Source organism: Elioraea rosea, from assembly GCF_007644105.1.
Taxonomy (GTDB): domain Bacteria; phylum Pseudomonadota; class Alphaproteobacteria; order Acetobacterales; family Acetobacteraceae; genus Elioraea_A; species Elioraea_A rosea.
This window is the reverse complement of record NZ_VFAC01000003.1, coordinates 1-16675: the sequence shown is the minus strand read 5'-3', so window position 1 is coordinate 16675 and position 16675 is coordinate 1. Positions and strand designations below refer to the sequence as shown.

Here is a 16675-nt window from a genome sequence, read left to right as displayed (position 1 = left end):
GCCCGGCAAGGCGCCCCGCAGAAGGGCGGTACGAGGACTGACACGAGGGACGTCGAAGGCCAGACGAGTAGGACATGGCCACCATGACTGAGGGTGGAAGGACAACGCCAATGCACATCACCGTCTCGGGCAAGCAGGTCGACGTGGGTGACGCGCTGCGCACCTATGTTGCCGAGCAGCTGGGGATCATCAGCGGCAAGTACTTCGACCATGCGCTGGAGGCGCAGGTCGTCTTCTCGAAGGCCCGCTCCTTCTTCATGTGCGACATCCAGATGCACGCCGGACGCAACATCATCATGCGCGGCGAGGGCGAGGCGCAGGATGCGCATGCGGCGTTCGACGCCGCGGCCGAGCATGTCGGCAAGCGGTTGCGCCGCTACCGCCGCAAGGTGAACGATCACGCGCGCGACGCAGCCCATCGCGAACGCCCCATGGCGGCGACGCAATACGTGCTGAGCCAGGAGCGGCCGGTTGACGAGGGCGAGCCCGAGGCCGAGGGCATGAACGGCATCCACGGCGTCGTCGTCGCCGAGATGCCGGCCGAGATCGAGACGCTGACGGTCGGCGAGGCGGTGATGCGGCTCGACCTCGCGCACGTGCCGGTGCTGATGTTCCGCGAGCGGAAGAGTGGCTCGCTCAGCGTCGTCTACCGCCGCGACGACGGGCATATCGGCTGGATCGATCCGTCGGCAGCGAAGGTCGAGTAGGGGCGAGGCCGTCGCAGCGCCAGGTCCGCGCTGCGATCTCCACCTGCGCGTCGTCGTGCGGGCGTTCTCATGGCTGTCCATCCGGGGCGCCCGCTTGAAGGGTGAGGTGTGGCAATCACAACCTCCACCCTCAGCGACACCCTCCATGGCGACGGGTTGCCGGGCGGACTGCAGAGATGATCCCGTTGCTGCGCGACAGGGTCGCTACAGAACCAGATCCGACGCGGTCAGCACGAGCGTTCCCGTCAGATAAATGCGCAGGTCAGTGACCCCGTCGCCGAAATCGATGCCGACCAGGGTGTCACCTGCCCATTGCGCGAAGCGCACGCTGCCGACGCCGCGGCCCAGATAGGCGCCGGTGCCCACGAAGGCGAAACCCTGGTCGCCGGGAGCCGATCCACCATCCAGGAGCGACAGGTCGATGCGATCGCCGTCGGCCTGACTGAAGTCGGTGACACGGTCGGCCAAGCCATCATTGGGCCCCTGAACCACGAAGGAATCGGCGCCCCCTCCGCCGGTCATGGTGTCGTTGCCCTCCCAGCCCTCCAGCCGGTTTGCGCCCGAACTGCCGATCAGCCGGTCAGCGAAGCGCGTGCCGCGCATGTCCTCGATGCTGCTCAATCGGTCGCCCGCGGCGTCCCCACCCGAAGCGGTGCCGGCCGCCAGGTTCACCGTCACCCCGGCGGCGCTGCCCCACCAGCTGGCCAGGTCCCTGCCGGCCCCACCGTAGAGGCGATCGGCGCCTGCCCCGCCGTTCATGACGTCGTCTCCGGCGCCGCCCATCAGCACGTCGTCGCCCGCTTCCCCTCGAAGCACGTCACGACCCGCGTTGCCGGCGATGACGTCGCCGCCGTCGCCGCCTTCCAGCGTATCGTCGCCGTCCATGCCGGCAATGCGGTCCGCGCCGCCCTGGCCGCGCACCGTGTCGTTGCCGGCGCCGCTGAACACCACATCATTGCCGGCACCGGCATTGATCGTGTCCGCCTGATCGGCGGAGTTGTAGCGAGGTGCCAGGCGGAAGATCCCGCCATCGAAGTCGACGCCGTACAGGTTGCCTTCCGCGTCCTCGCCGAATGACGCGACATTGTCGAGGACCTCGGTCTTGAGCGTGCGTTGCCATGCGCCGCTGGCATCCGACAAGGACCAGATGCGGCCGCTGATGAAGTCGCCGAACACGAAGGCCCCGTGCAGCCCCTCGCTGCCGCCCCCACGATGCACATATCCGCCAGTTACGGATCGGTCGCCGCCGGCATGGCCGTAGTCGAAGATCGGGAAGGTGAGGCCTGCGCTGCTGCCGCCGGCAAAGGGCAGGCTGCCTTCGTAGAGATTCCAGCCGTAGTTGGCACCCCTTGCGCCGAGGTTGATCTCCTCGCGCGCGCCCTGCCCGACATCTGCGATCCAGAGTTCGCCCGTCGCGCGGTCGAACGAATCGCGCCACGGATTCCGGAAACCCGTCGCGAAGATCTCGTCGAGGCCCGCGACATTGACGAACGGGTTGCCTGCCGGAATCGCGTAGTTGCGGTTGGCATCGGCCGGGAACGCATCGCCGTTGATGTCGATGCGCAGCATCTTGCCGAGCAGGGAACCGATGTTCTGGGCATTGCCGGACGGATCGCCCGTACCCCCGCCATCGCCGGTGGCGATGTAGAGCAGCCCGTCCGGCCCGAAGCCCATCCAGCCGCCCTTGTGATTGGTCAGGCTGGAAGGTTGATCGATCGTCATCACCGGCCGGGCGCTGGCGGGGTCGAGCCTGTTGGGATTGCTGGCGCTCGCCCGGTATTCGCGGATCTCGGAATCGCCGGCGGGATTGACCAGGTAGACATAGGCCCTGCCATTGCCGGCGTATTGCGGATGGAGCGCCAGTCCAAGCAAGCCCTGCTCACCGGCGGTCGCGATCTGGCCCGAAACGTCAAGGAAGGCGGTGCCGGCACGGGTGTTCGTCGCGGTGTCGACGATCTCGATCTGCCCGCCTTTCTCGACCACGAACAGGCGCGTCGGATCGTCTGGAGCGGAGGTCAGGAACAGCGGCTGCGAGAGCCCGGAGACGATCGGGACGACGTCGATCGGCGACGCCGACCGGCCGCCTGCATCCGGATCGAAACCGTAGATGAGATCCGCCCCCGACGTCCCCGTCTGCGCGTTGGCGCTGTCGTTGCCGATGATCGTCGCCATGGCCGTTTCCTCCCCGCTGCGCTTCTCCTACCCATGCTGGAAGCCGCGAGGCGCGCCGCACTCGCGGCATGCATGCTCTGCGCGAGGACACCGCGGCGCCTGCGCACCGATCGGGACAGTCATTGTTCTCCGACAGCGTGACGAAACCCTAGGCCCGCCCTGGTGCCTGTCAACCAGTGCCCCTCAGGGAGATGGGGTGATGCCGTCCTGCGCCTCGATCAGCGCGCGGGCCATGTCGGGCTCGTCGATCGAATGGTTCGCGTCGTTGACGACGACGAGCCGCGACCCCGGCCAGGCGCGGTGCAGGTCCCACGCGCTCCGCATCGGCGTCACCACATCGTAGCGGCCCTGGACGATCACCGCAGGGATGTGCGCGATCGCGCCCAGCCCGGCGAGCAGCGACGCTTCCGGCACGAAGAAGCGGTTGACGCAGTAGTGCACGAAGAGGCGCGCGATGGGCAGGGATTGCGCCGCGGCGGCGAGCCCCGCGACATACGCCTCGCGCCCGCGGAACTGCACCGTCCAGGCGCTCCAGGTCCTGAGCGCGAGCGCGGCAGGAAGATGCGTCGCGGGATCGTCGTCCATCAGGCGGCGGTGGAAGGCCTCCATCGGGCTCGTCCGCTCCTCTGGCGGCAGCACCGCCATCAACGCCTCCCACCGGTCGGGGAAGAGTTCGCGCGTGCCCGTCCACCACCACGCGACCTCGCTTTCGCGGCCGAGGAAGATGCCGCGCAGAAGCAGGGCGCGCACGCGCGCGGGATGCGCCTCGGCATAGGCGAGCGCAAGGAAGCTGCCCCATGACCCGCCAGCGATCACCCAGGCCTCGACACCCAGGCGCAGACTGATCGTTTCGATATCGGCTACAAGGTGCTGCGTGGTGTTGTTCGCCGCTTCCGCATGCGGCATCGAGCGGCCCGAGCCGCGCTGGTCGAACAGCACGATCCGGTAGCGTTCCGGATCGTAGTAGCGGCGGTTGTGCGGGCGGAACCCGTTCCCGGGGCCGCCATGCAGGTAGAGAAGCGGCACGCCGCCCGGGTTGCCGCACTCCTCGACATGGAGGGTGTGGCCATCGCCGACCTCGACGCGGTGTCGGGCGAAGGGTTCGATCGCAGGGAAGAGGACGTCGTCCAGGGTCATGCGCGCAGGCTACTGCCTCGGCGCGGAGCCGCAAGCGCCGCTTCCGCCGGACGGGCCGGGAACGCCGGTCAGTGCACGGAGAGCGGCACCATCTCGTGCTGCACGACGGCGGCAGCAGCCTGCTCTGCATCCGGCGCGAGCCCGATCTGCGTGCCATCGGCGCTAAAGATCGCGATGGCGGGCGCGCCATCGACCAGCACCGAGCGCAGATAGGCGATGCCGCCGACCCCGAGCTGGGCGAGTTGTTCCCGCGTCGGCGTGGGGATGTGCCGGTCGCGCTTGTGGGTGTTTGCCTTCATCGGTTCTTCTCCATGGGCGCCCTCTCGGCGCGCCCGTTCATGTGGCCGTGCCGCCATGGCCCCGGCCTGCCCAAGGCCTCAGCGCCCCGCCCCGTTGCCGCCGTTCGGCGTCTCGCCGATGCGGATGGTGCGCACCCGCGCCTCGGCCTGGGGGCGATGCAGGTCGATGTGCAGGAGCCCCTTGTCGAGCCAAGCGCCCTTCACCTCGATGCCCTCGGCGAGCACGAAGGGTCGCTGGAACTGCCGCGCCGCGATGCCGCGGTGCAGGAACACCCGGCCTTCGCTGTCGTCCGTCTGCTTGCCCCGCACGACGAGCTGGTTGTCCTCGAGCGTGATTGAGAGCTCATCCATCGTGAACCCGGCAACGGCCAGGGTGATGCGGAGCGAATCCGAGCCGGTCTGCTCGATGTTGTAGGGCGGGTAGCCCTCGGCACTGACCTTCGCCATGCGCTCGCGCGCCTGCTCGAGATGGTCGAAGCCGAGGAAGAGCGGGCTCCCGAACAGCGTCATCCGTGTCATGCAAGCCTCCTCCAGCGAGCGGGGCATTCGCGCGGGGCCCGATCAGGCACCCCGGCTCATTGGAAGGTGGGCAATCCGATCGCCTGGCGCAAGTGAGCCCCTCTCCGGCCCGGGGGCTGCCACGCCGCGCCGGCATTGCCCGCGCTCACGCCCGGCATTACCTAGGCGCGGTGACCGATATCTTCGCCCCCGACGCGCTCCTGCGCATCCTGATCGCGCCCGACCCGGTCCTGCGGCGCACCGCCCGCCCCGTGGGCGATGGCGACGCCGACCAGGTGCGCGCGCTCATACCGCGCATGCTTGCCTCGATGTACCACGCGCCGGGCATCGGGCTTGCCGCGCCGCAGGTCGGCGTCTCGCTCCGCCTCGCGGTGATCGACCTGCAGCGCGACGAGCAGCGCGAGCCGATCATCCTGATCAACCCCGAGATCGTCGCCCGCAGCAGCGAGACCGAGCCGCACGAGGAGGGCTGCCTCTCCCTCCCCGGCCAGTATGCCGACGTTGTCCGCCCCCGGGCGGTGACGGTGCGCTATCTCGACGAGGCCGGCGCGCGGCAGGAAGTGGCGGCTGAGGGGCTTCTCGCCCGCTGCCTGCAGCACGAGGTCGACCATCTCGATGGCGTCCTGTTCGTCGACCATCTCTCCGCGCTCAAGCGCAACATCCTTCTCCGCAGGCTCGCCAAGGCGCAGCGCGCGAAGGAAGGCTAACGCCCATGCGGCTCGCCTTCATGGGCAGCCCCGACTTCGCCGTCCCTGCCCTTCGCGCGCTGGCAAAAGCGGGGCATGAGATCGCCGCCGTCTACTGCCAGCCGCCGAAGCCAGCCCATCGCGGCCAGGCGCTGACACGCTGCCCGGTGCATGTCGCGGCCGAGGAGATGGGGCTCGCCGTGCGTACCCCCGCCCGGCTCCGCAAGGCGGAGGAGGAGCACGCCGCCTTCGCAGCGCTCGGGCTCGATGCCGCGATCGTTGCCGCCTACGGGCTGATCCTGCCCAAGGCGATGCTCGATGCGCCGCGCCGCGGCTGCCTCAACATCCACGCCTCGCTGCTGCCGCGCTGGCGGGGTGCAGCGCCGATCCAGGCCGCCATCCTCACGGGCGACGCCGAAAGCGGCGTGACCATCATGCGCATGGAGGAGGGCCTCGATACGGGGCCGATGCTGCTGAAGGAGGCAGTGCCGGTCACGGACGCGACGACCGCGCCGGTGCTGCACGACGCGCTGAGCGCGATCGGCGCGCGGCTGATCCTGCGCGCGCTCGACGAGGATCCGCCCCCCGTGCCGCAGCCCGAGGAGGGCGTCACCTACGCGCCGAAGCTCGGGCCGGCGGACAGGCCGCTCGATTTCGGCCTCGACGCGATCAATCTCGCGCGCCGGGTTCGTGCGCTGAACCCCTGGCCGGGAACGGTCGCCGCCCATCGCGGCACGGTTCTGAAGCTGCTCGCCGCCGTGCCCGATCCAACACGCACCGACGCCGCGCCAGGAACGATCCTCTCGGGCGGGTACGTCGCCTGCGGCGGCGGCACGGTGCTCCGCCTCCTGAAGCTCCAGCGCCCCGGCAAGGCGGCGCAGGAGATCGATGCCTTCCTGCGCGGCTATGCGCTGCCGGAGGGCGAACGGCTCGAGACACCCTGATGCCGCGCTACGTTCTCCGCCTCGAGTACGACGGCGCGCCCTTCGTCGGCTGGCAGCGCCAGGCGGAGGGGCTTTCGGTGCAGCAGGTGGTGGAGGAGGCCGCGGCGCGTCTCGTGGCCGGCGCCGCGGTCGAGGCCGCCGCTGCGGGCCGCACCGATTCGGGCGTGCACGCGTCCGGCCAGGTGGCGCAGATCGAGCTTCCCCGCGTGATCGACGGCGAGACGCTGCGGGATGCGCTGAATTTCCACGTCAAGCCGCACCCGGTGGCCATCCTCGCCGCTGCCCGCGCGCCGGAGGGGTTCCATGTGCGGTTCAGCGCGATCGGCCGCGCCTACCGCTACCGTATTCTCGACCGGCGCGCGCCGCCCGCGCTCGAGCGTGGCCGGGTCTGGCATGTTCCCCGCCCGCTCGATGCCGAGGCGATGCACCGCGCCGCGCAGGCGCTCGTCGGGCGGCACGACTTCTCCTCCTTCCGCGCGGCCGCCTGCCAGGCCTCCGGGCCGGTCCGCACGCTCGACAGGCTCGACATCGGCCGCGTCGGCCAGGAGATCGTGGTCGAGACCGCGGCGCGGAGCTTCCTGCACCACCAGGTCCGCAACATGGTCGGCTCGCTCCGCCGTGTGGGAGACGGAAGCTGGACGGAGGCAGACATCGCCCGCGTCCTCGACGCCGCAGACCGCCGCCAGGGCGGGCAGACCGCGCCGCCCGAGGGGCTGACGCTGACCGAGGTGCGCTACCCGGACGGGCTCTGCCCGGTCTGACGCAGCTTTTTTACGACCTCGGAAATATATCGACCCCGCATGCAGTGGGCCCTCACGACGTGCTAGGGTCCTGATCACCGATGAGTAGAAAAGAGGCGAGAAGCCCCCATGGCCAGCATCACGGACACCGCGCGTGCCTTCTTCGACATCGTGGAGACCGGCCAGGGCTGGAGCGCCGCATCGGCCCACTGCACGCCCGATGCAAGCTTCGCCTCGCAGGCAGAGCCGCTGGCGGAGATCAAGACCGTGCAGGCCTATGCGGAGTGGATGCGCGCACTGCTCGGGTTCATCCCGGACGGCCGCTACGAACTGCGTTCGTTTGCCACGGATGACGAACGCGCCACCGTCTCTGCCTACGCCGTGTTCTCCGGCACCCATAGCGGCGAAGGCGGCCCATGCCCGGCAACGGGCAAGGGGACCGAGACCGACTACGTCTACGTGATGCAGTTCGCGAACGGAAAGATCCGGCACATGACGAAGATCTGGAACGCTGGCTGGGCGATGCGCGAACTCGGCTGGACCTGACGCTTGCCGGCGGCAGCGGGAGGACGACGGCGAAGGTACAGTCAGCCGGCCCCGATGGTGAGGGCGAGGCCATCGATGAAGAGGCCGAGCATCACGCCGGCTCCGACGACGAACCCCGCCCGCGCGCCGGGCACGTCGAGCGCGGTCTTCGCCACGAACCACGCCACCCACACGGCATAGGCGAGCGCTGCGAGGCCGAGCAGCACGCCGACGGCGGCAGGAACGCCGGGAAGCGCGCCGATCGCTGCGGCCGCCATGGCAGCCAGGACCTGCGGCACGGTGGACCAGTTCCAAGCCGCGACGAAGGCCGGGAAGTTCCGCCGCCTGCCCATCTGCTCCATCACGCCCCACATCAGCAGCGGGAAGGCGAACCAGTCGATCACGTAGCCGACCGCCTGGGCCGCGAAGGCGCGAAGGCCGAGGCCGCCCTCCTGCCCGACGAGAAGGTGCAGCGCGAGAAAGGCTGGGGCGCAGATCCACATCGCCGCGAAGCTCGCCCACGCGCCTTCCGGCGAGGTGTCGACCACCGCCATCCCGTCCTCGCGGCCGCGCGCGAGCATGAAGCCGCCCCAGACGCCCGCCGCGATCCGCCGCAAGCGCGGCGAGGGGGCGGGGTTCGTCATCCGCAGAAAGCGTCGATCACGCCGCGATAGACATGCGCGAGGTCGCCAAGCTCTGCCACCGGCACCCGCTCGTCGACCTTGTGCATCGTGGTGCCGACGAGGCCGAACTCGGCGACGGGGCAGTAGCGGGCGACGAAGCGGGCATCGGAAGTGCCGCCGCCTGTGTCGAGCTTCGGACGTATCCCGGTCGTCGCCTCGATGGCAGCGCTGAGCGTCTCCACCGCCTCGCCAGGCTCGGTCAGGAACGCCTCGCCGGAGCAGGAGATGTCGAGCGCGTGCCGCGGCGCATGCCGGGCGGCCTGCTCGTGCAGCCAGGCGGAGAGGCTTGCCTCGGTATGGCGGTCATTGAAGCGGATGTTCCAGGTCGCCGAGGCCCGGCCTGGGATCACGTTGCTCGCAGGGTTGCCGACATCGATGGTCGTGACCTGGAGGGAGGACGGCTCGAACCACTCCGTTCCCCGGTCGAGCTCATGCGTGGTCAGCGCGGCGAGAAGTGCGACGAGACGATGCGTGGGGTTGTCCGCCCGCTGCGGATAGGCGGCATGCCCCTGCGTTCCCTCGACCGTGATGCGCCCGGTCAGGCTGCCCCGCCGGCCGATCTTCACCGTATCGCCGAGGCGGGACACGGAGGTCGGCTCGCCCACGAGGCAGAAGCCGGGGATCTCCTGCCGCTCCTCCATCCACTCGAGCACCTTCACGGTTCCGTCGACCGCCTCCCCCTCCTCGTCGCCTGTGATGAGGAAGGAGAGCGCGGCGGGCGGAGCACCGCCATGGTGGTCGAGCCAGCCCGCGACCGCGGCGACGAAGGCGGCGATGTTGCCCTTCATGTCCACCGCGCCGCGACCGTAGAGAATGCCGTCGCGCAGTTCGGCCCCGAAGGGATCCGCACTCCACCCGCCATTGCCCGGCGGCACCACGTCGGTGTGGCCGGCGAAGCAGAGCGCCGGCCGGCCGGGCCCGATCCGCGCGTAGAGGTTGCGCACCTGGCCGAAGGTGACGTCGGTACAGGTGAAGCCGAGACCGCCGAGCACCTCGGCGAGCAGCGTCTGCGCCCCGCCATCCTCCGGCGTGACGGAGGGGCAGCGGACCAGCGCGGCCGTCAGCGCGGCCGGGTCGCGCGCCAGCCAGGCGCGGTTGCCGGCCGGCCTTGCGGCATCAGTCACGCAGCAACTCGTTGATCGAGGTCTTGGCACGGGTCTTCTCGTCGACGCGCTTGACGATCACCGCGCAGTAGAGCGAGGGGCCGGCCGAGCCATCGGGCAGCGGGCGGCCGGGAAGCGAGCCGGGCACCACCACCGAGTAGGCAGGCACGCGGCCCATGAACACCTCGCCTGTCGCGCGGTCGATGATCTTCGTGCTCGCGCCGAGGAACACGCCCATGGACAGCACCGAGCCGCGCTCGACGATCACCCCCTCCGCGACCTCGGAGCGGGCGCCGACGAAGCAGTCGTCCTCGATGATCACGGGGGCGGCCTGCAGCGGCTCGAGCACCCCGCCGATTCCGGCCCCGCCCGAGATGTGGCAGTTCCTGCCGATCTGCGCGCACGAGCCGACCGTCGCCCAGGTGTCGATCATCGTGCCGCTGTCGACATAGGCGCCGACGTTCACAAACGAAGGCATGAGCACGACGTTCGGCGCGATATAGGCGGACCGGCGCACGACCGAGCCCGGAACGGCACGGAAGCCCGCCTCGCGGAAGCGGTTCTCGCCCCAGCCCTCGAACTTCAGGGGAACCTTGTCGTAGGCGCCGGCGGCGGTGTCCATCGGCGCGCTGTCGGTCAGCCGGAAGGAGAGAAGCACCGCCTTCTTCAGCCACTCGTTCACCACCCAGCCATTCGGCCCGGGCTCGGCGACGCGCGCCTTGCCGCCGTCGAGCATGTCGAGCGCAGCCATGACGGAGTCGCGCGCCGCCCCCGATGTCGCGGGGCCGAGCGATGCCCGGTTCTCCCAAAGCGCCTCGATCTCGTTCCTCATCGCCGCCGAACCGTCCGTCACGCGCCCCTCCGCAAGGTTTTCCCGGCCCCAGGCCGGGTCCCGGCCCCCCGTCCGGGCGAGGCCGGACGCTGGCGAGACAGGGCGGCCCTGTCAACGCCCGGGCGCCGCGACGCGACGCGATTTCGCCGCCGCGATAACCCATGGTTTACGCGAAGGGCGCAACTCTATGCCGGCAACCAGGGGCATCCCGCCGACATGGACACCGGAATTCAGCAGGCCTCCCTCGACGCGGTCTTGCGCGATGCGCTGCTGGACAGCCGCCAGCGCTGGCGCGACCTCGTCGAGATGGCTGCCGACCTCGTGTGGGAGACCGACGCGGAGGGCCGCTTCACCTTCGTCGGGCCCGACCCGGCGCTCGGGTGGTCCGCCGGCGCGCTGCTCGGCGCCCCGGCCGAGGCACTGCTCGCCGATGACGGGCACGGCATCGCCCCCTTCTCGCCCTTCCGCGTGCAGCGCCAACGCCGCGGCGTGCGCAGCTGGGTACGCCGGGCCGACGGCTCGCTCGCCTGCATGGCCTTCGCCGGCGTGCCGCTGATCGGGCCGGACGGGCACATCATCGGCGCCCGCGGCGTCGCCCGCGACGTGACGGAGGAGGAGGAAAGGAACGCCTCGCTCGCCGCCTCGCTCCGCCGCGAGGCGCTGACGGATGCGATCCTCCAGGAAGCGCGTTCCGAGGTGCTTGCAGACGGCATGCTCACCGGTGCGGCGCGCGCGCTGCTTCCGGCGATCGGCGCGACCGGCGTCGCGGTGCTGCGGCGGGCGGGCAAGGAGTTCACCCCGCTCGTGAAGCTCGGCGACACGCTTCCGGGGCTGCTCGCGCTTGCCGCCGCCGTCGCCGCCATTCCCGGCGACGAGCCGCACAGCCTCGAGTCGCCGGACGGGCACTCCGTGATCGCCGCGCCCGCGCTTCAGCCGGGCCATGGCGACGGGCTCCTGATGCTCTGGCGCGCTCCGGGCGGGCGGGCCTGGGACGACGAGGAGCACGCGCTCGTCCGCGCAGCGGCCGGGGTGATCGGCATCATGCTCGCCCACCAGGCGCTTCAGGCGGAGATGTTCCGCCAGGCGCGCACCGACCCCCTGACGGGGCTGATGAACCGCCGCGCCTTCCTGGAGGAACTCTCCCGCCGGCTCGACCGGCTTGACCGCGAGCGTCAGCCCGGCGCGCTGCTCTACATCGACCTCGACAACTTCAAGCCCGTGAACGACCGCCTCGGCCACGAGCAGGGCGACGCCGCGCTGAGGGCTGCGGCGCAGATGCTTCGCGGCGCAGTGCGTCCGACCGACCTCGTCGCCCGCATCGGCGGAGACGAGTTCGCGCTCTGGCTCGACGGGGCGGACCTCCGTATCGCCACCATGCGCGCGGAACGGCTGCTCGCCGACGCACCGCTCTCCCTCGCGCATGTCTCGGCCGATCCCGACACGCCGATCTCGTTCTCGATCGGCATCGCCGTCCGCGACGGCGCGAGCGGCGAGGATCTGAGCCACATGATCGTGCGCGCCGATTCGGCGATGTATGCGGCCAAGCGCGCTGGCAAGTCGGCGTGGAGCCTGGCACCGGCATGACAGGGTTCAAGCCGCACGCGATGCGTGCCCCGGAATACGAGGACGCCAAGCGCGTCGCCCGGTCGGGCGACACGGGCGAGCGCACGGCTCTGGCGCGCCAGAGCGGCATGGCGCCGGAGATCCTGTACTACCTCGCCGCCGACAAGGCCGCGCCGGTGCGCATCGCCGTCGCCTCGAACGACGCGACGCCGCCGCAGGCCAACGCGATGCTCGCGGCCGACCCGGACGCTGCCGTGCGCGTCGCGCTCGCACGCAAGATCGCCGCCCTCTCACCGCAGCTCGACCAGGAGGAGCAGGATCGCCTCTCGCGCCTGACCTGGGAGACGCTCGCGCGGCTCGTCAACGACACCGCCGTCGAGGTGCGCGCGGCGATCGCCGATGTCGTGCAGGCGATGCCGGATGCGCCGCGCGCGCTGATCACGCGGCTTGCGCGCGACACCGAACTTCCCGTCGCGGGGCCGGTGCTGCAGTTCTCCCCGCTGCTCGGCAGCGAGGACCTGCTCGCCCTCGTGGCCGACCCGCCGGCGCCCTGCACGGTGTCGGCCATCGCACGGCGGCCGCACCTGAACGCGCAGGTGTCGGACGCGATCGCCGCCTCGGCGAGCTCCTCGGCCATCACGCAGCTTCTCGCCAACACATCCGCGCAGATCCGCGAGACGACGCTCGATGCGCTGATCGCCCGCTCTGCCGACCATACCGAGTGGCACGAGCCTCTGGTGCAGCGGCCGAAGCTCACCGCCAATGCCGCGCGCAGGCTCGCCGGCATCGTCGCGGAGCATCTCGTCATGCTGCTCTCGGAACGACCCGATATCGATCCGGCCACCGCCGCGTTCCTGAAGAGCCAAGTGGTGAAGCAGGTCTCCTGGAAGGGCCAGCAGACGAACCATCCCTCCGACGACCCCGCTCCGGGCAAGGCGCTCGGCGAGGCGGCGGCGATCGAGACGGCGGGGGAGCTGAACGAGGACAGGCTGCTGATGTCGGCAGCGCTCGGCGAGGCGCGGCTCGTCTCCGCCATGCTCGCACGCGGCGCGGAGGTTCCGCTCGCCGTGGTCGAGCGTGCCGCGGCGCTGAGGAGTGCCAAGGGCCTCGTCGCGCTCTGCTGGAAGGCGGGGTTCAGCATGCGTTCGGCCGTGGTGGTCCAGGCCCTGCTCGGGCGGCTTCCGCCGGCCGCGGCGATCACCTCCGTTCCCGGCCAGGCCTGGCCGCTGTCGGAGGAGGAGATGCGCTGGCAGATCGCCTTCCTCGGCCGCCCCCAGGGCCCCGGCAAGCCGACCGCCGGCGCCGGCCTCGCCACCCTCGCGTCAGGCTGAACGCTCAGGGTTCTCGCGCAGCGAGCAAGCGCGCGAACGGCGCGCCGCGCCCTATGGCGCGAGCCAAGCCGCCGGAGGCGGCGCCCGGCGCCTGAGGGCCCAGAAAGTCCTGATCAGGCCTTGACTGATCAGGGCCTGATCAGCGTGCCGGCGCCGTGCTCCGTGAAGAGCTCGAGCAGGATGGCATGCGGGATGCGGCCGTCGAGGATCACCGCCCCCTCCGCGCCCGCGCGCACGGCCTGCACGCAATGCTCGACCTTCGGGATCATGCCGCCCGAGACCGTTCCGTCGGCGATAAGCGCCTCGGCCTCAGCGCAGGTGAGCTCGGGGATCAGCTTCTTGTCGCGGTCGAGCACGCCTGGAACGTCCGTCAGCATCAGGAGGCGCTTTGCGCCGAGCGCACCGGCGATCGCGCCGGCCACCGTGTCGGCGTTGATGTTGTAGGTGCGCCCCTCCGGCCCGATGCCGACGGGCGCGATCACCGGCACGATCTCGGCGCCGCGCAGCGCCGTCAGCACTCGCGTGTCGACGAACTCCGGCTCGCCGACATATCCGAGGTCGAGCACGCGCTCGATGTTCGAGCCGGGATCCTTCTTCGTGCGTAACAGCTTGCGCGCGCGGATCAGCCCGCCATCCTTGCCCGAGATGCCGACGGCGGTGACGCCCGCGGTGGTGATCAGGTTCGCGACCTGCTTGTTCACCGTGCCGGCGAGAACCATCTCGACGACCTCGACCATCTTCTCGTCGGTCACGCGCAGGCCGTCGACGAAGTTCGACTTGATCTGCAGCCGCTCGAGCATGGCGTTGATCTGCGGCCCGCCGCCATGGACGACGACCGGGTAGAGCCCCGAGAGCTGCAGCCAGGCGACGTCGCGGCCGAAGGTGACGGCAAGGTCCTCCTCGCCCATCGCGTGGCCGCCATACTTGATGACGACCGTCGCCTCGTCGTAGCGCAGCAGGAAGGGCAGTGCCTCGGAGAGGATCCGCGCGCGTTCCTCGCCGCTCTTCGTCGCCTCAGCCATGCCCGGACCCTCCTCGTTTCGGCGCGCGTCTTGCAGCCCTTGCCGGCGCCGGTCAAGCGGCGCCGGTGCGTGTCACCCTTTCGTAACGCGGTCCCGCCCCCCTCACCGACGCTTACGCGCAGAGCGCGGCGATCTCGGCGCGGAGCTCGGCGATGCCCGTGCCGGTCTCGGAGGAGGTCGCGAGAACCGAAGGCAGCGCGGCGGTGTGCGCACGCGCGGTCGCGCCCGCCTTCTCCGCCATCGCCGCGAGCGCGGGTGGCTTCAGCTTGTCTGCCTTGGTCAGGACGATCTGGAACGCGCAGGCCGCCTTGTCGAGCAGCGTCATCGCCTCGGCATCGGCCGGCTTGAAGCCGACGCGCGCGTCGATGAGCAGCATCACCCGACGCAGGGTGGCGCGGCCGCGAAGGTAGTCGAACATCGCGCCCTGCCAGGCCTCCTTCACCGACTTCGCCGCCTCCGCGTAGCCGTAGCCGGGCATGTCGACGAGCGTGAGCCTGCCGCCAAGGTCGAAGAAATTGAGCTGCTTCGTCCGCCCCGGCGTGGAGGAGACGCGCGCGAGCGCCCGCCTTCCGGTCAGCGCGTTCAGCAGGCTCGACTTGCCGACGTTGGACCGCCCGGCGAAGGCGACCTCCGGGCCACGCTGGGGCGGCAACTGGTCGAGCGTCTGGGCGGCGTGGAAGAACTCGCAGGGGCCCGCGAACAGCTTCCGCGCCGCCTCGAGCGCGGCCTCGTCGAAGGCGGCCCCGTCAAATTCCGGTGCGGCGCTCAGGTCTTCGCCGCAGCGGGTTGCTGCGCCACCCGCTTCATCATGAACCATTGCTGCGCGATCGAGAGCAGGTTGTTCCAGGTCCAGTAGATCACGAGGCCGGCCGGGAAGGTGCCGAGCATGAAGGTGAAGATGATCGGCATGAACTGGAACACCTTCGCCTGAACCGGGTCGGGCGGGGCGGGGTTCAGCTTCTGCTGGAAGTACATCGTCGCACCCATCATCAGCGGCCAGATGCCGAGATGCAGGAACGGGCCGATGACAGGCAGGATCGTCGGATCCCACGGAATGAGGCCGAACAGGGTGAAGATGTTCGTCGGGTCGGGCGCCGAGAGGTCGCGGATCCAGCCGAAGAACGGCGCGTGCCGCATCTCGATGGTGACGAACAGCACCTTGTAGAGAGCGAAGAAGACAGGAATCTGGATGATGATGGGCAGGCAGCCGGAGACAGGGTTGACCTTCTCCCGCTTGTACAGCGCCATCATCTCCTGCTGCATCTTCTGCGGGTCTTCCTTGTACTTCTCCTTCAGCTCCTGCATCTGCGGGGCAAGAAGCTTCATCTTGCCCATAGACTTGTAGCTCTTGTTGGCGAGCGGGAAGAACAGCAGCTTCAGGAAGAACGTGAAGATCAGGATCGCGACGCCATAGTTGCCCGTCATCTCGTGCAGGAAGTGAAGCGCAGAGAAGAAGGGCCGCGTCAGGAAGTAGAACCAGCCCCAGTCGATCGCCTTGTCGAGGCCCTCGACGCCAAGCTGCGCCGAGTAGCGGTCAAGCAGCGAGACCTGCTTGGCGCCGGCGAAGAAGTGGTTGCGCGCGCTGTCGGCAAGGCCCGAGCGCACCTGCTTCGGCTCGCCGAGGAAGTCGATCTGGAACCGGTTCTGCCCCTCCTCGGGTAGGACGCGGAAGGCGAACTCGGTCTGGCGCGTCTGGTCGGGCAGGAGCGCGCTCAGCCAGTACTTGTCGGTGAAGCCGCCCCAGCCGCCACGGCCCTCGTGGCGGAAGGAGATGCCGCTGTTCTTCTGCGCCTCGTCGCGCGCCGTCGAGTAGGTCTGCTCGGTCAGCCGCCCGCCGAACACGCCGACGAGGCCTTCGTGCAGGATGTAGTTGCCCGCCGTCACCGGGGTGTGCTCGCGCCGGATGCGCCCCCACGGGCGGAGCGTGACGGATTCGTCGCGGCTCGAGGTGACGCGCTGCTCGACGGTGAACAGGAAATTGTCGTCGACACGCACGATGAGCTCGAACAGCAGCCCATCACCGTTGTCCCACGACAGCGTCACCGGCCGGCCTGCCGTCAGCGCTGTCGAGGAGGTCTGCCACTGTGTGTTGACGTCGGGGACGCGCACACTTGCGTCGGGAGAGGTCCAGCCGAACTGCACGAAATGTGGAGTGGGCGTGTCACGGCCGAACAGGATGCGCACACGCGGGCTGTCGGGCTCCACCGTCTCGCGGAAGTTGCGCAGCTCGACATAGTCGAACCGCGCGCCGGTGAGGTTGATCGAGCCGACGATGCCAGGGCTGTCGATGCGCACGCGCAGATCGGGCGTGGTCTGCGCGGGCGACCGTGCACCCGCCTCGCCCGGCGCAGCGCCGGGCGCCTGGGCGGCGACCTCGGCGGCGCGCCGCGCGGCAGACTCCGCCTCGGCCTG

General features: G+C 70.1%; 17 protein-coding genes. 7 read left to right on the top strand and 10 right to left on the bottom strand.

Annotation, left to right across the window (positions count from 1 at the left end; all coding sequences use genetic code 11):
• The first annotated feature begins 110 nt into the window (after positions 1-110).
• Positions 111-707: a ribosome hibernation-promoting factor, HPF/YfiA family gene (gene hpf / locus FIF60_RS03215; RefSeq protein ID WP_144183796.1), complete on the top strand. Its 597-nt coding sequence runs from the start codon at positions 111-113 to the stop codon at positions 705-707.
• 204 nt (positions 708-911) lie between these two features.
• On the opposite strand, the gene FIF60_RS03210 is transcribed toward hpf, so the two are convergent.
• From FIF60_RS03210 to FIF60_RS03195, 4 genes are all read right to left on the bottom strand, one after another.
• Positions 912-2879, bottom strand: a complete 1968-nt coding sequence (locus FIF60_RS03210) for a PQQ-dependent sugar dehydrogenase (protein WP_144183794.1) — start codon at positions 2877-2879, stop codon at positions 912-914.
• A 183-nt stretch (positions 2880-3062) separates the two neighbouring features.
• Positions 3063-4016, bottom strand: a complete 954-nt coding sequence (gene pip, locus FIF60_RS03205) for a prolyl aminopeptidase (protein WP_144183792.1) — start codon at positions 4014-4016, stop codon at positions 3063-3065.
• A gap of 68 nt (positions 4017-4084) precedes the next feature.
• A complete protein-coding gene (locus FIF60_RS03200; RefSeq protein WP_144183790.1) occupies positions 4085-4315 on the bottom strand; it encodes a DUF1150 family protein in 231 nt (76 codons plus the stop codon).
• 78 nt (positions 4316-4393) lie between these two features.
• On the bottom strand, positions 4394-4834 hold the full coding sequence (locus FIF60_RS03195) for an Hsp20 family protein (RefSeq protein ID WP_204251090.1): 441 nt from the start codon (positions 4832-4834) through the stop codon (positions 4394-4396).
• A gap of 170 nt (positions 4835-5004) precedes the next feature.
• Between FIF60_RS03195 and def the strand changes: the two genes are divergently transcribed.
• The 4 genes from def (at position 5005) to FIF60_RS03175 (ending at position 7750) form a co-directional block, all read left to right on the top strand.
• Positions 5005-5541 carry a peptide deformylase gene (gene def / locus FIF60_RS03190; RefSeq protein ID WP_144183788.1) on the top strand — a complete coding sequence of 179 codons (537 nt, stop codon included), beginning with the start codon at positions 5005-5007 and terminating at the stop codon, positions 5539-5541.
• A gap of 5 nt (positions 5542-5546) precedes the next feature.
• A complete protein-coding gene (gene fmt / locus FIF60_RS03185) occupies positions 5547-6464 on the top strand; it encodes a methionyl-tRNA formyltransferase (RefSeq protein WP_144183786.1) in 918 nt (305 codons plus the stop codon).
• Positions 6464-7225 carry a tRNA pseudouridine(38-40) synthase TruA gene (gene truA / locus FIF60_RS03180; RefSeq protein ID WP_144183784.1) on the top strand — a complete coding sequence of 254 codons (762 nt, stop codon included), beginning with the start codon at positions 6464-6466 and terminating at the stop codon, positions 7223-7225. The genes fmt and truA overlap by 1 nt, the downstream gene beginning before the upstream one ends.
• Before the next feature lie 108 nt (positions 7226-7333).
• Positions 7334-7750 carry an ester cyclase gene (locus tag FIF60_RS03175; protein WP_144183782.1) on the top strand — a complete coding sequence of 139 codons (417 nt, stop codon included), beginning with the start codon at positions 7334-7336 and terminating at the stop codon, positions 7748-7750.
• Positions 7751-7791: 41 nt separating this feature from the next.
• On the opposite strand, the gene FIF60_RS03170 is transcribed toward FIF60_RS03175, so the two are convergent.
• From FIF60_RS03170 to dapD, 3 genes are read right to left on the bottom strand one after another with little or no spacing between them, the layout of a single operon-like run.
• Complete coding sequence (locus tag FIF60_RS03170; protein WP_144183780.1) at positions 7792-8373, bottom strand: YIP1 family protein; 582 nt, start codon at positions 8371-8373, stop codon at positions 7792-7794.
• Positions 8370-9536, bottom strand: coding sequence for a succinyl-diaminopimelate desuccinylase (gene dapE / locus FIF60_RS03165; protein WP_408869786.1), 1167 nt, complete (start codon positions 9534-9536; stop codon positions 8370-8372). Before dapE ends, FIF60_RS03170 begins: the two co-directional genes overlap by 4 nt.
• Positions 9529-10347 carry a 2,3,4,5-tetrahydropyridine-2,6-dicarboxylate N-succinyltransferase gene (gene dapD / locus FIF60_RS03160; protein WP_144184202.1) on the bottom strand — a complete coding sequence of 273 codons (819 nt, stop codon included), beginning with the start codon at positions 10345-10347 and terminating at the stop codon, positions 9529-9531. Before dapD ends, dapE begins: the two co-directional genes overlap by 8 nt.
• A gap of 216 nt (positions 10348-10563) precedes the next feature.
• Between dapD and FIF60_RS03155 the strand changes: the two genes are divergently transcribed.
• Both FIF60_RS03155 and FIF60_RS03150 read left to right on the top strand, forming a co-directional pair.
• Positions 10564-11931 (top strand): GGDEF domain-containing protein, encoded by a 1368-nt coding sequence (locus tag FIF60_RS03155; RefSeq protein WP_144183778.1) that lies wholly within the window; start codon positions 10564-10566, stop codon positions 11929-11931.
• The gene (locus tag FIF60_RS03150; RefSeq protein WP_144183776.1) at positions 11928-13241 is read left to right on the top strand and encodes a DUF2336 domain-containing protein; all 1314 of its coding nucleotides are present in this window, start codon (positions 11928-11930) and stop codon (positions 13239-13241) included. Before FIF60_RS03155 ends, FIF60_RS03150 begins: the two co-directional genes overlap by 4 nt.
• 128 nt (positions 13242-13369) lie before the next feature.
• On the opposite strand, the gene argB is transcribed toward FIF60_RS03150, so the two are convergent.
• The 3 genes from argB to yidC form a co-directional block, all read right to left on the bottom strand.
• Positions 13370-14263 (bottom strand): acetylglutamate kinase, encoded by an 894-nt coding sequence (argB, locus tag FIF60_RS03145; RefSeq protein WP_144183774.1) that lies wholly within the window; start codon positions 14261-14263, stop codon positions 13370-13372.
• Between the two features lie 112 nt (positions 14264-14375).
• The gene (gene yihA / locus FIF60_RS03140; protein ID WP_144183772.1) at positions 14376-15080 is read right to left on the bottom strand and encodes a ribosome biogenesis GTP-binding protein YihA/YsxC; all 705 of its coding nucleotides are present in this window, start codon (positions 15078-15080) and stop codon (positions 14376-14378) included.
• The coding region (gene yidC, locus FIF60_RS03135; protein WP_144183770.1) for a membrane protein insertase YidC at positions 15029-16675 on the bottom strand (1647 nt) is incomplete at its 5' end. The genes yihA and yidC, both read right to left, overlap by 52 nt.

Bases quoted from the DNA above. Each gene is read 5' to 3' on its own strand.
- FIF60_RS03170 (WP_144183780.1), bottom strand. From the start codon at position 8,373: ATGACGAACCCCGCCCCCTCGCCGCGCTTGCGGCGGATCGCGGCGGGC.
- argB (WP_144183774.1), bottom strand. From the start codon at position 14,263: ATGGCTGAGGCGACGAAGAGCGGCGAGGAACGCGCGCGGATCCTCTCC.
- fmt (WP_144183786.1), top strand. From the start codon at position 5,547: ATGCGGCTCGCCTTCATGGGCAGCCCCGACTTCGCCGTCCCTGCCCTT.
- FIF60_RS03195 (WP_204251090.1), bottom strand. From the start codon at position 4,834: ATGACACGGATGACGCTGTTCGGGAGCCCGCTCTTCCTCGGCTTCGAC.
- pip (WP_144183792.1), bottom strand. From the start codon at position 4,016: ATGACCCTGGACGACGTCCTCTTCCCTGCGATCGAACCCTTCGCCCGA.
- yihA (WP_144183772.1), bottom strand. From the start codon at position 15,080: ATGGTTCATGATGAAGCGGGTGGCGCAGCAACCCGCTGCGGCGAAGAC.
- FIF60_RS03210 (WP_144183794.1), bottom strand. From the start codon at position 2,879: ATGGCGACGATCATCGGCAACGACAGCGCCAACGCGCAGACGGGGACG.
- hpf (WP_144183796.1), top strand. From the start codon at position 111: ATGCACATCACCGTCTCGGGCAAGCAGGTCGACGTGGGTGACGCGCTG.
- dapD (WP_144184202.1), bottom strand. From the start codon at position 10,347: ATGAGGAACGAGATCGAGGCGCTTTGGGAGAACCGGGCATCGCTCGGC.
- FIF60_RS03200 (WP_144183790.1), bottom strand. From the start codon at position 4,315: ATGAAGGCAAACACCCACAAGCGCGACCGGCACATCCCCACGCCGACG.
- FIF60_RS03155 (WP_144183778.1), top strand. From the start codon at position 10,564: ATGGACACCGGAATTCAGCAGGCCTCCCTCGACGCGGTCTTGCGCGAT.
- FIF60_RS03175 (WP_144183782.1), top strand. From the start codon at position 7,334: ATGGCCAGCATCACGGACACCGCGCGTGCCTTCTTCGACATCGTGGAG.
- FIF60_RS03150 (WP_144183776.1), top strand. From the start codon at position 11,928: ATGACAGGGTTCAAGCCGCACGCGATGCGTGCCCCGGAATACGAGGAC.
- truA (WP_144183784.1), top strand. From the start codon at position 6,464: ATGCCGCGCTACGTTCTCCGCCTCGAGTACGACGGCGCGCCCTTCGTC.